General features: G+C 72.8%; 10 protein-coding genes. 3 read left to right on the top strand and 7 right to left on the bottom strand.

Features of this window, described 5'->3' with window-relative positions; genetic code table 11:
- Positions 1–13 precede the first annotated feature (13 nt).
- From PX701_RS09470 to PX701_RS09460, 3 genes are all read right to left on the bottom strand, one after another.
- Entirely contained in the window at positions 14–1,270 is a 1,257-nt protein-coding gene (locus tag PX701_RS09470) for an AMP-binding protein (protein WP_275506136.1), read from the bottom strand.
- A gap of 13 nt (positions 1,271–1,283) precedes the next feature.
- Positions 1,284–2,222 carry a 1,4-dihydroxy-2-naphthoyl-CoA synthase gene (locus tag PX701_RS09465; RefSeq protein ID WP_275506135.1) on the bottom strand — a complete coding sequence of 313 codons (939 nt, stop codon included), beginning with the start codon at positions 2,220–2,222 and terminating at the stop codon, positions 1,284–1,286.
- Positions 2,223–2,324: 102 nt separating this feature from the next.
- Entirely contained in the window at positions 2,325–2,534 is a 210-nt protein-coding gene (locus PX701_RS09460) for a hypothetical protein (RefSeq protein WP_231428827.1), read from the bottom strand.
- A gap of 55 nt (positions 2,535–2,589) precedes the next feature.
- Here PX701_RS09460 and PX701_RS09455 point away from each other — a divergent pair, with 55 nt between their 5' ends.
- On the top strand, positions 2,590–3,639 hold the full coding sequence (locus PX701_RS09455; RefSeq protein WP_275506134.1) for an o-succinylbenzoate synthase: 1,050 nt from the start codon (positions 2,590–2,592) through the stop codon (positions 3,637–3,639).
- A gap of 15 nt (positions 3,640–3,654) precedes the next feature.
- On the opposite strand, the gene PX701_RS09450 is transcribed toward PX701_RS09455, so the two are convergent.
- On the bottom strand, positions 3,655–4,017 hold the full coding sequence (locus PX701_RS09450; protein ID WP_275506133.1) for a MerR family transcriptional regulator: 363 nt from the start codon (positions 4,015–4,017) through the stop codon (positions 3,655–3,657).
- A 59-nt stretch (positions 4,018–4,076) separates the two neighbouring features.
- Between PX701_RS09450 and PX701_RS09445 the strand changes: the two genes are divergently transcribed.
- Both PX701_RS09445 and PX701_RS09440 read left to right on the top strand, forming a co-directional pair.
- Positions 4,077–5,279 (top strand): MFS transporter, encoded by a 1,203-nt coding sequence (locus tag PX701_RS09445; RefSeq protein WP_231428830.1) that lies wholly within the window; start codon positions 4,077–4,079, stop codon positions 5,277–5,279.
- Between the two features lie 271 nt (positions 5,280–5,550).
- Positions 5,551–5,967 (top strand): hypothetical protein, encoded by a 417-nt coding sequence (locus PX701_RS09440; protein WP_275506132.1) that lies wholly within the window; start codon positions 5,551–5,553, stop codon positions 5,965–5,967.
- Between the two features lie 88 nt (positions 5,968–6,055).
- Here PX701_RS09440 and pulA read toward each other — a convergent pair whose 3' ends face one another.
- From pulA to PX701_RS09425, 3 genes are all read right to left on the bottom strand, one after another.
- Positions 6,056–12,148, bottom strand: a complete 6,093-nt coding sequence (gene pulA, locus PX701_RS09435) for a pullulanase-type alpha-1,6-glucosidase (protein ID WP_275506131.1) — start codon at positions 12,146–12,148, stop codon at positions 6,056–6,058.
- A gap of 262 nt (positions 12,149–12,410) precedes the next feature.
- Positions 12,411–12,638 carry a hypothetical protein gene (locus PX701_RS09430; protein WP_275506130.1) on the bottom strand — a complete coding sequence of 76 codons (228 nt, stop codon included), beginning with the start codon at positions 12,636–12,638 and terminating at the stop codon, positions 12,411–12,413.
- Between the two features lie 117 nt (positions 12,639–12,755).
- The gene (locus PX701_RS09425; RefSeq protein ID WP_275506129.1) at positions 12,756–15,338 is read right to left on the bottom strand and encodes an ATP-binding protein; all 2,583 of its coding nucleotides are present in this window, start codon (positions 15,336–15,338) and stop codon (positions 12,756–12,758) included.
- Positions 15,339–15,421: the final 83 nt, after the last annotated feature.

Below are 15,421 nucleotides of genomic sequence, written 5' to 3'. Positions count from 1 at the left end.
TTGCGGCGGCGAGTCAGCGCGGCGCGGCGGCGAGGGCCGCGAGGGCCCGGCGGTCGGGCTTGCCCGAGGCGAGCAGGGGCCAGGGGTCGGCGACCACGAGCCGCACGGGCCGGGCGGCGGGGCCGAGGCCCGAGGCATCCGTCGCCTCGCGGAGCCGGCCGAGCTCGAACTCCTCGTCGTCGACCTCGACGCCCTCCGTGCCGGCGCCCACGACGACCGCCGCCCGCTCGCCCCACTCGGGGTCGGGCACCGCGACGACGACCGCGTCGCCGCATCCGGGCAGCCGGCGCACCGCGCGCTCGACCTCGCCGAGCACGACCTTCACGCCGCCCGAGATCATGACGTCGTCGGCGCGTCCGCGCACGCGCAGCCGGCCGGTGTCGGTATCGAAGTCGCCGAGGTCGCCCGTGCGGTACCAGCGCACGCCGCGATCGACGACGAACGCCGACGCGGTGCGCTCGGGGTCGTCGAGGTAGCCGTCGGCGAGGCTCGAGCCGCCGAGCTCGATCGAGCCGTCGTCGAAGCGGATGCGCGTGTCACCGATCGGCAGCCCGTCGTACACGCACCCGCCCGCGGTCTCGCTCGAACCGTAGGTGCGCACGATGCGCGCACCGAGCGCGTCGGCCCGGGCCGCGACCTCGGCGCCGAGCGCCTGCCCGCCGACGAGGATCGCGTCGAACGACCGCAGCGCCGCCGCGATGAACGCGTCGCGCTCGGCCGCCTCGACGACCCGGCCGAGCTGCACCGGCACGAGCGACGTGTAGTGCGGCACGTCGGGCAGCATGCGGGCGGATGCCTCGGCGAACGCCGCGGGCCTGAAGCCGCCCCCTCCCCCGTCGCCGACCACGACGACCTCGGTACCGGCGACGATGCCGCGAACGAGCACCTGCGCCCCCGCGATGTAGTGACCCGGCAGGGCGAGCAGCCACTGCCCGGGCCCGCCGAGCGCATCGTGGGTCGCGTGCGCGCTCGCCTCGAGCGCGCCGGCCGACAGCAACACGCGCTTCGGGCGGTCGGTCGACCCGCTCGTCTCGACCACGAGCGCGACGGCGTCGTCGACCTCGCGGCCCGCGACGCGCGCCGCCGCACGATCCTGGGGTGCACCTTGGCGGAAATCGTGGGCCATCTCATCCGCCGCCTGCGGGACTGCTCCCCCGGAAGCCGCCGGGCCGGGCACCGGCCAGACGGCGGGGCCGCCGTCGAGCGCGGCGGCGAGCGCGGCGGTCAGCGCCGAGGCATCCTCGGCCGCAACCTGCACGAGCGGTTTCATGTCACCGCCCGAGCTAGAAGTGCCACGGGTACGGCCCCCAGTCGGGGTCGCGCTTCTCGAGGAACGCGTCGCGGCCCTCGACCGCTTCATCCGTTCCGTAGGCGAGCCGGGTCGCCTCACCGGCGAAGACCTGCTGGCCGACCATGCCGTCGTCGACCGCGTTGAACGCGAACTTCAGCATGCGGATCGCCGTCGGCGACTTCGTGAGGATCGTGCGCGCCATCGCGATCGCCTCGCGCTCGAGCTCGGCGTGCGGCACGACCCGGTTCACGGCGCCCATCTCGTAGGCGCGGTCGGCCGAGTACTCCTCGGCGAGGAAGAAGACCTCGCGCGCGAACTTCTGACCGATCTGGCGGGCGAAGTACGCCGAGCCGTAACCGGCATCGAAGGAACCCACGTCGGCATCGGTCTGCTTGAAGCGCCCGTGCTCGCGCGACGCGATCGTGAGGTCGCAGACCACGTGGAGCGAGTGCCCGCCACCGGCCGCCCAGCCGGGCACGACCGCGACGACGACCTTCGGCATGAAGCGGATGAGCCGCTGCACCTCGAGGATGTGCAGGCGGCCGACCGCCGCGTGCCCGTGCGGGTCGGCGGTGCCGCCCGACCCGTCGACGATCGCGGTCTCGGCGTCGGAGTACTTGTAGCCGTCGCGTCCGCGGATGCGCTGGTCGCCGCCCGAGCAGAACGCCCAGCCGCCGTCTTTCGGGCTCGGGCCGTTGCCCGTGAGCAGCACGACGCCGATGCGCGGGTTCGTGCGGGCGTCCTCGAGGGCGCGGTACAGCTCGTCGACCGTGTGCGGCCGGAACGCGTTGCGCACCTCGGGCCGGTCGAACGCGATGCGCGCGATGCGGCCGTCGAGCGAGTGGTGGTAGGTGATGTCGGTGAACGACGCCCCGACCGGAGCCTCGGCCCACTCGCCCGGATCGAACAGTTCGGAGACCTCGGCGCTCATGCACCCAAGCCTATTGCGGCGCCCGCCGGCGGGCGGGCCGGCCCGCGAGGCGCTGCCGCGCGAGGGCTGCCCGCCGCAGCGGGCCGCCGCAGTCGCGCGGTCTCAGACGCCGGTGCCCGTCGCCCCGGCGAGCATGCCGCTCACGAGCGCATACGCCGCCGTGCCCACGGTGAGGACACCCCACGTCAGCGGGATCGCCGCCGCGATGACGACGAGGATGCCGCCGACGCCGATCGCGATGTCGCGCCCGGTCGACTCGGCGCGCACCTCGGTCGCCTCGAGTCCGAACTCGTCGATTCCGTCAGCGCCCATGCGTCCCACCCTATTCCCCTGTTCGCGTCAGTCCACCGGATGCGAGACTTGGCTCATGCCGTCCGCCGAACGTCCCGCCGCCCCCGCAGCACTCCCGGCGCTCCCGGCGCTCCCCTCGCTCGACGAGCTGCTCGCCACCGCGCGCGTCGTCGCACTGCCGCTCGTGACGCGCTTCCGCGGCATCGACGTGCGCGAGGCGATGCTCGTCGAGGGGCCCGAGGGCTGGACCGAGTTCAGCCCGTTCGCCGAGTACGACGACGACGAGGCATCCGCCTGGCTGGCCGCCGCGATCGACTACGGCTGGAACGCTCCGCCGCCCGCCCTGCGCGACCGCATCCCCGTGAACGCGACGGTGCCCGCCGTCGATCCCGACAGCGTGCCCGCCGTGCTCGCCCGCTTCGCCGGGTGCCGCACGGCGAAGGTGAAGGTCGCGGGCTCCGACCAGACGCTCGCGCAGGACGTGGCGCGGGTGCGCGCCGTGCGCGAGGCGCTCGGCCCCGAGGGCCGGGTGCGCGTCGACGCGAACGGCGGCTGGAACGTCGACGAGGCCGAGCACGCCATCCATGCGCTCGCGCCGTTCGACCTCGAGTACGTCGAGCAGCCGTGCGCGACGGTCGAGGAGCTCGCCGAGATCCGTCGGCGCACGAAGTACATGGGCATTCCGATCGCGGCCGATGAGAGCGTGCGGCGCGCCGACGACCCGCTCGCGGTCGCCCAGGCGGGCGCCGCCGACCTGCTCGTGATCAAGGCGCAGCCGCTCGGCGGCATCCGCCGCGCGCTCGCCATCGTGGCCGAGGCCGGCCTGCCGGTCGTCGTGTCGAGCGCGCTCGACACGAGCGTCGGCCTCGCGATGGGCGCGCAGCTGGCCGCGTCGGTGCCGTCGCTCGAGTTCGACTGCGGGCTCGGCACGGCGTCGTTGCTGGCGGCGGATGTCTCGGCGTCGCCGCTCCTCGCCGAGGGCGGGTCGATCGCGGTCCGGCGGGTCGTGCCCGACCCCGGGCTGCTCGACCGCTACGCGGCCTCCGAAGAACGGGCCGACTGGTGGATGGAGCGCGTCGGCCGATGCCACGAGGTGCTCTCGCGCGCCCACGCCGCCGGAGCGTGAGGCCGGGGCGCGCGGTCAGCCCGCGATCGTCGCGCGGTCGAGGTACGCGGTGATCGCGTCGCGGTTCTTCGTGAGGCAGCCGATGCGCTGTTCGAGCTGTGCACGGCGTTCGGCGAGCGACTCGGCGAGCGCGCGCTGGATGACCGGCGTCTCGGGATCGGCCACGCTCGCGAGGCACGGGATCATGTCGAGGATCACCGCGGTCGGGATGCCGGCGTCGATGAGGTCGCGCACCTGCCCGACCCGCTCGACGGCGCCGTCGGGGTAGTCGCGGTACCCGTTGCTCTCACGCGTCGACGAGATGAGTCCCTGGGCCTCGTAGTAGCGCAGCAGCCGGGTCGACACCCCGGTCTGCGAGGCGAGTTCACCGATGCGCATGACGCCTCCAAGAAGTCGACTTGACCTTAACACTAGTGTCAAGGTTCGACACTTGCGGCATGGCTTCTCCGATCACCGCTCCCGCACCCGTCGTCGACGCGCCGTCGCGCACGCGACTCCCCTACAACGGCCTGCTCGCCCTGGCCGCGATCGTGTTCGTCGGCGTCGTCACCGAGATCATGCCGGCCGGCCTCCTGCCGCAGATGAGCGCCGACCTCGGCGTCACCGAGGCGCAGATCGGATGGCTCGTCGCCGCGTACGCCGTGACGACGGCCGTGACGGCCATCCCGCTCACCGCGCTGACCCGAGCCGTGCCGCGAAAGCGACTGCTGCTCGCCCTGGTGGTCGGCTTCGCGCTCGTCAGCGGCGTGACCGCGATCGCCGGCGACTACACGACCATCCTCGTGGCGCGCACGATCGGCGGAATGCTCGCCGGACTCCTCTGGGCGATCGCGGCCGGCTACGCGATGCGCATGGTCGAGCCCGAGCACTCGGGCCGAGCACTCTCGATCGCCATGGTCGGCACGCCGCTCGCCTTCGCCTTCGGCCTCCCGATCGCCACGACCCTCGGCGCGGCGCTCGGCTGGCGCTCGGCGTTCGCCGTGCTCGCGGGCCTCGCGCTCGTGCTCGCCGCATGGGCCGCGCTCGCGCTGCCCGGGTTCCCCGGCGAGAAGGCGGGCTCGCGTCCGCGGCTCGGCACCGTGCTGCGTCTGCCGGGCCTTGTCGCCGTGCTGGCGACGACCGCCGCATTCGTGCTCGCGCACAACGTCGCGTACACCTACATCGCGCCGCTCACGGTGCCGTCGGGCCTCGACGGACACCTCGACATCGTGCTGCTCGTGTTCGGCGTCTTCGCCGTCGCGGGCGTCCTCGTCTCGGGCGCGCTGGTCGACCGGCACCTGCGCGCGATGGTGCTGATCGCCGCGGTCGCACTCGGCGCGGCGATGATCGCGATCGGATGCCTCGCGGCGCAGCCGATCGCCGTGTACGCCGCGGTCGCGCTCTGGGGCATCGCCTACGGCGGAGCACCGACCCTGCTGCAGTCCGCGCCCGCGCGCATCGCCGGCAGCGCCGCCGATGTCGCCCAGTCGATGGTCGTCGCGACCTGGAACGGCTCGATCGCCGCCGGCGCCTTCATCGGCGGGATCGTGCTCGAGGCCGCCGGGGTCGCCGCCCTGCCCTGGGTCGCCCTCGTGCTCGTCGCCGTCGCGGCGCTCATCGCGTCGACCTCGCGTGCCGCCTTCGCCCCGCTCCGACACTGAGTCGCGCTGCGACTCAGTGTCGGAGGAGCGCGAACGCAACAGGATCGGCCTCGACACGTTGCCTCGCGCCTCCTCGACCGACGGGCTCGGCGCGCGCTCGAGTCATCATCGGCACCGGTCGAGTCCCCCCGGATTGGGGTGCAGCCTCCGGGCCGAGAACGCTTCGTCTCAGTGCGGGCACCGATGCCACCGACGGCCCCACCGGCGACGGTGGAGACCGTGCGTGCGCACTGCGCGTCGCACGACCCGATTTCCACCCGAAGGAGACCAGATGTTCAAGAAGACCATGACCACGATCGGGGCGGGCGTCGCGCTCGCCGCGGCGGGCGTGCTCGCGAGCGGCACCGCCGCCTTCGCGCACGAGTGCTTCAACCCGAACCGCTCGGAGCAGGGCAACGCGGGCGCCTCGCACTCGCAGGCCTGGCTGACCGTGCACATCGACGAACTCACCGCCGGACTGTCCGAGGCCGATGCCGAGTGCGTGCTCGACGCATACGCCGCCACCGGCGCGCCGACGTCGTTCACGATCATGGTGAAGGGCGCGGTCGGCCAGGACGGCACGATCGCCTCGAACAACCCGCACCCCGAGAAGGCTGGCGACGGGTCGGGCATCGACGAGATCTTCGCCGCGCACGGCGCCGACATCGTCGGCAGCTTCGAGGAGTGCGGCGTCCCGATGCCGTTCTGACGCGCGTGCCTCATCCAGGCGGCTACGCCTCCGGTGCGTGTGGCGCACCGGAGGCGTAGCCGTTCGAGCTACGCGATCGGCGGAGCGATCACCAGAGCACGAGCGGCACCGGCATGGTCTGCGCGTCGGCGTAACCGTCTCCGCCGGTGAACACGCCGCGCACGAGGTGCAGGCCGGCGGGCAGCTTCGGAAGCTTGACGTTCACGCGTCCGTCGTCGCCCGCCGCGAGCTCGACCTCGGCGAGCTTCGTGTCGCCCTCGTAGATCGCGAAGCTGCCGACCGGCGCCGAGCCGTCGAGCGCGACGACCTTGCCGAGGTACTTCACGGTCGAACCGGCCTTCGCGAGCGCCTTGCTCGGAGCGCCGACGGCGATCGTCGCGACCGCCGGCGGCGGCTGCTCGTCGACGAGCACGGCGACGCTGCGAGCGGGCACCGTGACCGTGCCGGTCGAGGCATCCCACGTCGTCTGCTTGACGACCTGGTCGGAACCCGACGCCTGCGCCTCGGCGAGCGCGAAGTCGCGCCCGGCGAGCCCGCCGACCGTCTGCGCGATAGCCGTCGGCGAGGCGTTGAAGACGACGAGCGCGCCCTCGAGCTCGGGGTCGACGTCGTCGCCGACGAGGTCGTCGACCTGCATCACGATCACGCCGGGCGTCGCGTCGGGCCCCGAGTTCGGGAACGACACCTTCTGGTCGATCAGCTCGGCGGAGCCCAGCTGCAGCAGGTCGACCGACGAGCGCACGCGCAGCAGGTCGAGGGCGGATGCCTCGGCCGCCGCCATGTCGGCCGCGGTCGGCTTCAGCGCGGGGTCGGCGAGGAGCGGCTGCATGATCGGCCACTTGTCGCCGTTGTCGGCCTCGCCCGGCAGGCCCGAGCCGAAGGTCGACTCCTGCCCGGTCCAGTCGACACGGTTGAACCAGTCGCCCGAGTCGTAGCTGTTGCGGTCGAGCGACTTCGATCGCAGCAGTTCAGTGCCCGCATGCCAGAACGAGGGCGACTGCGAGAGCGTCACGGTCGCGAGCGACAGCGTGTTCATGCGCACGCGGTCGGCCATCGACGTCGACTGCGGCAGCTTGAACACCGAGAGGTCGAAGAGCGTCTCGTTGTCGTGGGCGTCGACGTAGTTGATCGCCTCGTCGGGCTCGTCGGCGTAGCCGGCGGGCGCACCGCGGTAGTCGAGCTGGTCGCCGCGCACGGTCTCGCCCGAGGCATCCTCGAGCTCGTAGTCGCGCAGGTTGCCCGCGAGGCCGAGCTTCACGAGGTCGGTCTGGTGGCCGAGGTCGGCGAGCTGGTCGGCCTGCGACGGCGTGCCGGGTCGTCCGTTCGGGTCGGTGCCGAGGCCGGTGCCGAAGCCCTGCTGGAAGGTCGACGTGCCGTCGACCGGGCTGCCGCCGTGCACGGCGTCGCGCAGCCGGTCGTTGAAGGTGCCGATGCCGGTGCCGCCGAGCTGGCCCTGCGTCGCCTGCTCGAACAGCGCGTTGTTCGCGACCTCGCCGAAGTTCCAGCCCTCGCCGTAGAGGTAGATGGCCGCACCGTCGACCCCGTCGGCCTCGAGCGTCAGCTCGTCGAGCGCGGCGCGGATCGCGAGCATGTTCTCCTTCGAGTGGTGCCCCATGAGGTCGAACCGGAACCCGTCGACCTTGTACTGCTTCGCCCACAGCACGACGGAGTCGACCATGAGCTTCTGCGCCGCCTCGTGCTCGGTCGCGACGTTCTGGCAGCACGTCGAGGTCTCGACGGCGCCGAACGCGTTGAGCCGCTGGTAGTAGCCGGGCACGATGCGGTCGAGCACGCTCTTGCCGCCCTGTCCCGCCTCGGCCGTGTGGTTGTAGACCTCGTCGAGCACGACCTGCAGGCCGTCGGCGTGCAGCGCGCCGACCATCTCGCGGAACTCCTCGACGCGCGCGCCGCCCTCGGCGTCGACGGCGTACGAGCCCTCGGGCGCCTGGTAGTGGTACGGGTCGTAGCCCCAGTTGAAGCCGTCGGCGGCGCGCACCTGCTCGATGCATGCCTGCTGCTCGGCCGACGCGGGCCCGTACGACGCGAGGTCGCAGTCGGGCACGGCCTGCGCGTCGCGTCGCTCGTCGATCGTGGCGATGTCGAACGTCGGCAGCAGGTGCACGGTGTTGATGCCCGCGTCGGCGAGCTCGCGCAGCTGCTTCGTGCCGGCGGAGTCGCGCGTGAACGCGCGGTAGGTGCCGCGCTCGGCCTCGGGCACGGTCTCGTCGGTGATCGAGAAGTCGCGCACGTGCAGCTCGTAGATCGCACGGTCGACCGGGCGCTCGACCACCGGCGCCGGCGTCTCGGCCCACTGCTCGGGGGCGAGGGCCGGGTCGTCGAGGTCGACGACGACCGAGCGCGCCGAATTCGTCGTGAGGGCCACGGAGTACGGGTCGGTCACCGAGTTGGTCTCGATCTTCCCGGTCGTCGGCGCGTACACCTCGACGCGCCAGCGGTACTCGTCGTCCTTCGAGAGGGATGCCTCGGGCACCGCCCACGTTCCGGTCTCGGCGTCGAAGGCCGCATCGACGAGCTCGGGGTCACCGGCCGCGCCGGCGGCCCACCGCTCGAGCTTCACCGACTGCGCCGTCGGCGCCCAGACGGCCGCCGTCGCCGTGGCGGCGTCGCCGCTGCCCGACCAGCTCGTGCCGAGCGGTGTCGACGCGAGCGCGTCGGCGTAGAGGTCGTCGAGCACGCCCGGCACCTGCACGCCCGTGAAGGCGGTGAGCTCGTCGCCGACCCGCTGCGCGACCGCGAGCTGCTCGGTGAGCAGCCCGGCGACCTCGGCGCGGTCGAGCCCGACCGGGTGCAGTGCGAGGTAGCCCTCGAGCGCCGGGAAGCGCTCGAGCTGGCCGTCGCTGAGCCCGGCGGGGTCGAGCCCGAGCTCGACGGCGTCGCCGCCGCCCGTCACCGCGCCGTCGTCGACCGCGAGGCCGGCGTCGGCCGCGTGCTCGATCGACCACGAGGCATCCCCGGCCGCCGTGCCGCCGAGCAGGTCGGCCGGCCAGGCGAGCGTGTCCTCGTCGACCCAGTGCGCACGCGACTGGCCGGTGCCGGCGAGCGGCGGGTCGGTCACGACGATCTCGAGCGCGTGCGTGGCGAGCGTGTAGCGGAACTCGACGAGCTTGCCGCCCGTGGCGGTGAACGTGTAGTTCGCGCCGCCCGGGGCTCCGCCGGCACCGTAGTTCTCGTCCCAGCTGAGGCCGTGCGCGACCTTCACCTCGTACGAGCCGTCGGGGATCGCGGTGGTCGCGAACGTGTAGACGCCGTCCTTGTCGCCGTCCTGCATGAGCGAGGCGAGGCAGTCGGGCGCCCAGTCGCCCGCGCAGCCGATCTCCTGCTGGAAGCTGCCGGGCAGCGTCACGACCGGGCCCTCGGCCGTCGAGGAGACGACCTTCGTGGCGGGGTTCCAATAGAAGGTGACGGGCTTCGATCCGTCGGTCGAGTAGGCGATGTTGCCGCCGTTCTGCTCGCCGTCGGCGCCGTAGTTGACGTCCCAGTTGCCGTTGAGGGCGACCTTGTACTCGTAGTCGCCGGCCGGCACGTCGAAGGTGCCGGCGTAGATGCCGTCGGCGCGCAGCGTCAGCTTCGCCGCCTCGCAGCCCGGCGCCCAGTCGCCCGCGCAGCCCATCTCGCTGTTGTGCGAACCGGGCACCGTGACGAGGTCGATCGGCTGCTCGGGCTCCTCGCCGCCGTCGGCGAGGTTCACGGCGTTGCCGACCGACGCGTAGGTCGAGGCCGCCGAGCGGTTTCCCGCCGCGTCGGTCGAGATCGCGCGGTACTCGATGAGCGTGCCCTTCGCGAGCCCCGCGGTGTCGTGGAACACACGGGGGCTCGTGTCCTCAGCGGTGCCGAGCGCATGCCATGCGTCGTCGCCGGTCGCGCCGGCGACGCGCCACGCGAAGCTCGTCTCCTGCCACGTCGCGTCGTCGACGTCGGCGGCGACGGCGCTCACGCCGGTCACGCCGGCGCCCGCGGCGGGCGTCGCGACGGTGATCGCGGGCGCCGCGTCGGGGGCGCTCACCTCGCGGTCGGCGCGGAGCACGACGGTGCCGCGCGCCGGCACGGCGACCGAGGCCACGCCGTCGGCGTCGGCGGTGACCGCCGGGCCGTCGGTGCCGTAGAGGGGCGCGAACTCGCCGCCCTTCGTGAGCGTCGGCACGTTCACCGTGCGGGCCTCGTTCGCGTTGTTCGCGGCGACGAGGTACTCGACCTTCTCCGTGCGGTCGACCCGGCTGAAGGCGTAGACGCCCGCGCCGTCGTCGACGTGGCGCTCGATCTGCGCACCGCTCGAGAGGGCGGGGTGCGCCTCGCGCAGCTCCGCGAGCGCGGCGATGTGCTCGTAGAGCGGGGCATCCGTGCCGTAGCGGTCGACGCTGCCGGCCTGCTCGCCCGTCACGAGCTGCTGGTTCTGGTACTCGGCGACCTGGCTCGCGAAGAGCGACTGGCGGGCGTCCTTGTCGCCGCCGGTGCCGGCGAAGCCCTGCTCGTCGCCGTAGTAGACGACGGGCTGGCCGCGGGTGAGGAACATCAGGTCGTGCGCGAGCTCGTCGCGCTCGAGCGGAGCGTCGGTCGACTGCAGGAAGTGGCCGACACGACCCATGTCGTGGTTGCCGAGGAACGTCGGCAGCGCCGTCGCCGACGAGTCGGGCGTCGTGTAGTAGTCGTCGCCCGCGAACAGCGACTGCAGGTTCTTCGCCGAGTTGCCCGCCGCGAAGCTCACCGCCTGCGACTGGAACGTGAAGTCGAGCACCGAGCTCATGTCGGTCTTGCGCACGTAGGGGCTCAGCTTCTTCGGGTCGGCGTCGTAGACCTCGCCGAACATGAAGAAGTCGTCCTTGCCGGCGGCGTGCGCGTAGTCCTGCACCTCGGTCGCCCACTGCTGCCAGAACTCGAAGTTCACGTGCTTCGCGGTGTCGATGCGGAAGCCGTCGATGCCGAGGTCGATCCACGTGTCGTACACGTCGACGAAGCCGTTCACGACGGTCGGGTGCTCGGTCATGAGGTCGTCCAGGCCCGAGAAGTCGCCGTAGGTGACCGACTCGCCCTCCCAGGTCGAGTCGCCGCGGTTGTGGTACAGCGTGGGGTCGTTGAGCCAGGCCGGCACCTTGAGGTTCGCGTCGGCCTCGGAGAGCTTCGGGGTGTACGGGAAGCTCGTCGCCGCGTCGAGCTCGGGGAAGTCCGCGCCCGTGTCGGCGCCGGCGAAGTCGGAGGGCTTGAACGCGGTGCCGTCGGCGTCGAGGTACGGGCTCGTCGCCTGGTCGATGTACGAGTACTGCCCCTCCTCGTAGTCGATGACGTCGGCCGTGTGGTTCGTGATGATGTCGAAGTACACCTTGATGCCGCGCTCGTGCGCGTCGGCGATGAGCGCCTCGAGCTCGGCGTTCGTGCCGAGGTGCGGGTCGATCTGGGTGAAGTCGGTGACCCAGTAGCCGTGGTAGCCGGCGCTCGCGTTCGCACCCTCGCCCTGCACCGGGCGGTTCTTGAAGCTCGGGGTCAGCCAGATCGCGGTCGTGCCGAGGCCCTCGACGTAGTCGAGCTTCGAGCGGAGGCCCGCGAGGTCGCCGCCCTCGTAGAAGCCCTTGTCGGTCGGGTCGAAGCCCGTCGTGAGCCGGTCGCCGGTCAGCCCGCCCTCGTCGTTGGCGGGGTCGCCGTTCGCGAAGCGGTCGGTCATCACGAAGTAGAACGTCTCGTCACTGCCGGGCTGGCGCACCGGCGCGGCGACGAGGGCCGCATCGGATGCCTCGTCGTACGCGCCGGCCATCGCCGCCTGCGTCAGCTCGAGACCGACCTTCTTGAGGTTGTCGTCGAACACGACCCGCACGGTCGTGTCGCCCGCGACCGTCAGCGGGATGTTGTCGCCCCCGCCGTTCAGTCCGTACGCCTCGTCCCACGAGTCGTTCACGGCGACCTTGTACTCCCACGCGCCTGCCGGCACGGTGAACTCGGCGGCGTAGACGCCTGCGGTCGCGGTCGGCACGAGCTCGGTCTCGGCGCAGTCGGGCGCCCAGTCGCCGGCGCAGCCGAGTTCGGACTGCAGGCTGCCGACGAGGGCGAAGCTGCGGTCGTCGGCCGCCGCCGCGCTCAGGCCGAGCCCGGGGGCGAAGCTCAGCGCCGTGACGGCGAGCCCTCCCACCAGCGCTGAGGCGAACCACCTGCGAGCGAGCGCGCGTTGCGTCATCCTTGACTCCCGATTCCCGGCACGGCCGTGCCACCGACACTGCTCGCGAAGGTAGCAGCGCCGCGCACGTTAATGCAAGCGTTTACAACATGGATGCCTCAGCGTGACGCGATCGTTGGATTCATGCTGCTCTCAGTCGTGCAAGCGCTGCCAAGATCGGTCGGTTTCGAGTCGCGTCGGCGCTCCGCGTCGACGCGACTCGACCAGCGGGGGCCGCTCCGCGTCGGTATGCTCGACCGGCGGGTGGCGTTGGCGAAGGCCGTCAGAGCAGGCGCGCGTACGCGCCCGCGCGGAACTGCTCCTCACGCAGCCGCCGCGCGTCCTGCCGCAGCTGGTGCCGGCGCGCGAGCTCCTCGCGGTCGAGCGGTTGCGCGGCGGGGCGCCGGTCTCCGATGCGGATTGCAGCGAGTGCGCGCGTCATCCATCCGGACAAGCCCGAGCGGCGCGGGCGGAGTGCCGTGGATGCTGATGCGGCGAGTGCCGTGTTCATGGTGATCCCCTGTCGTTGCCGGTTCCCGCCTTCGCGGGCCGTGAGACCATCCCACCGCGATGCGATCGTCGGGGAATCGGCAAGCACTACCGAGATCACCGGTAGGCGCTACCGAGATCATTCCGACAGCAGATTCCGCTCCTCCGCGATGCGCACGGCGTCCTGCCGGGACGCGACGCCGAGCTTCGCGAGCACGGCGGCGACGTGGCTGTCGACCGTGCGCACCGACACCACGAGGCGGTCGGCGATCTCGGCGTTCGTGAGTCCCTCCGCGAGAAGCCGGAGCACCCCGAGCTGCCGCTCGGTGAGTCCCTCCGGGTTGGCGCGGGTGAGGCTCGACGGCCCTCGCGGGATGCTCCGGGCGCCCCGGTCCCGGAGCTCCGCCCTGACCCGCCGGGCGAGCGGCACGGCGCCGATGCGATCGAGGATGGCGATCGCCTCGATGAGATCCGCCTCGTCGGGGCTCTCGGCGAGTGCGGCCGCCTCGTGGTACGGCGCACCCGCCGCTCGCCAGGACTCGGCGGCGCGACGCCACTCGCCGCGCGCCTGCACGGCGAAGGGATGCGGATCGTCGTCGCCCACCTCGACCTCGTCGCCCGCCCGCCGCAGCAGGTACGCCAGTTCGGCGTGCAGTGCGCGGGCCTCACGGCGCTCGGCCTCGCCGAACTCGGGGCGGGCGATCGTGCGCGCCGCGTCGGCGTCGCCGCGCAGCAGCGCGGCTTCGGCCCTGGCGGCGGCCACCGGGCCGCGCCGCTGCAGCTCGCCGAGCTCCACGGCGAGGTGGTGCGCCTCGTCGAGCAGCTCGCCGGCGCCGTCGTCACCGCGTCGGAGGCGCACGGTGCCGGCCACCGTGAGGGCGACGCAGCGGGCGTGCGGCATGTCGGGTGGCGGCTCGACGAGCGCCAGGGCGTCGTCCCAGCGAGCCCGGGCGAGGTCGAGTCTCGCCTGTTCCATGCGCTGGTAGGTCGCGAAGCCGATGAACTCCGATCGCTCGGTCAGGTCGAGCGCCCGGGCGAGGTGCTGCTCGGCCTCGTCGAGCCGGTACTGGTCGAGCAGCGCCCAGACCAGGTTCACGAACGCGCGCGCCGCGTCTTCGATGTCGTCGATCGACAGCGCCGCATCGGCGGCCTCGAGCAGTTCGCCGACGCCCTCCTCGAGGCCGATGAAGAGCAACCCGGTGCCGTGGTTGTTGAGGGCATGCGACAGCACCCGCCGGTCGCCCGTCTCGCGCGAGATCGCGATCGCACGCGCGGCGAGGTCGAGGGCCCGGTGCGTGTCGTGGGCGAGCAGCGCGAGCTGCGCCTCGTTGCTGAGTGCCATCGCGTGAAGGCTCGGGTCGCCCGCCTCGGCGAGCACCGCGGAGGCCTCGCGGGCGGCGGCCTCGGCGTCGGATCGGTGACCGTCGAACCAGTCGAACCGGGAGAGCCACCGCAGGCTCGCCCCGAGCCTGCGGGCATCGCCGAGCTCACGACGGAGCGCGACCGCCCGCTTCTGCGCGGTCACCGCCGCACTCGCCGCCCCGATCGTGTACGACTCGATCGCGAGCTCCTCGTAGAGCTCGACGAGGTCGGCCGGGCGGTACCGATCGGAGTGGGCGAGCGCCGCACGGAAGTGCGCGGCCGACTGCCGATGCGCGCCCGAGGCCGCGGCATCGCGGGCCGCGCGCGGCGCCCACTCGACGAGCGCATCGACATCGCCCGCCGCAGCCGCGTGGTGCACGAGGCGCGCGGGATCGGCGATCCCCACGTCGAGCAGCGCGACGAGCGCCGCGTGCTCGACCTCGATGCGACGCGACGCCGGCAGTCCGTCGACGACCGCCCGCCGGGTCAGTTCGTGGCGGAAGCGCACGCCGTCGGGGCGGACGTCGAGCAGGCCGCCCTCCTCCGCCGTGCGCAACGCACCTGCCGCGCCGGGCACGAGGCGGGCGAGCAGCACGGGATCGACGGAGGACGGCACCACGGCCAGCTGCTCGACATGCTCCTGCGTCAGCGCGTCGAGCCGCCGCAGGCGACCGGTGACGGCGTCGACGACCGTCCGCGGCACGCCCGATTCGTCGGCCGACGCGACCACCTCGCGCACGAAGTAGGGGTTGCCGGCCGTCGTCTCGAACACGCGGTCGGCGTCGAGTCCGCTGCCGGCGATGAGCTCGCCCACGGCGCCCGAGCTGAGCCGGCGGGGCGCGAGCCTCCCGACCCGGTCGCCGTGGCCGAGGTCGCCGAGCAACCGGCCCAGCGGGTGGTCGCGTTCGATCTCGTCGCGATAGGTGATGACGAGCGCCGCGGGCAGCTCGTCGATGCGTCGCGCGAGGTAGCGCAGCGCATCGAGGGTCGCCTCGTCGGCCCAGTGCACGTCCTCGACGACGAGCACCGTGCCCGAGGCATCCGAGAGCTCGTCGCGGAGGGCGGCGAACACCTCTTCGCGCTCACCGGTGCGGAGCGCCTCGCCGAGGCGCGGCCCGACCGCGTGCTCGAGGTCGCGCAGCGGCCCGAGCGGCCGGGGTGTCGACATCGCGTCGCACGCGCCGAGCAGCACCCGCACGCCTCCGGGCGGATCAGCCCGGAGCGCGTTCACGAGAGTCGACTTGCCGATGCCGGCCTCGCCGTGCAGCAGCACCACCCGGCCGTGCCCCATCGACGCGTCGCTCGCGGCGCCGCGCAGTTCGTCGAGTTCTCGATCCCGCTCGAGCAGCTCCCTGCCCATGGGGTGATCGTGCCCGCAGGCGGCCGACTCCGCAACAGGGGCGGCCCTGACTCACCCCTGCCCGCCCCTCGAGCCCGAGCCCG

The sequence above is a fragment of the Agromyces chromiiresistens genome, assembly GCF_029167465.1.
GTDB classification, from domain to species: Bacteria; Actinomycetota; Actinomycetes; order Actinomycetales; family Microbacteriaceae; genus Agromyces; species Agromyces chromiiresistens.
Note: the sequence above shows the minus strand (reverse complement) of the source record. Positions and strands in the feature narration are given on the sequence as shown.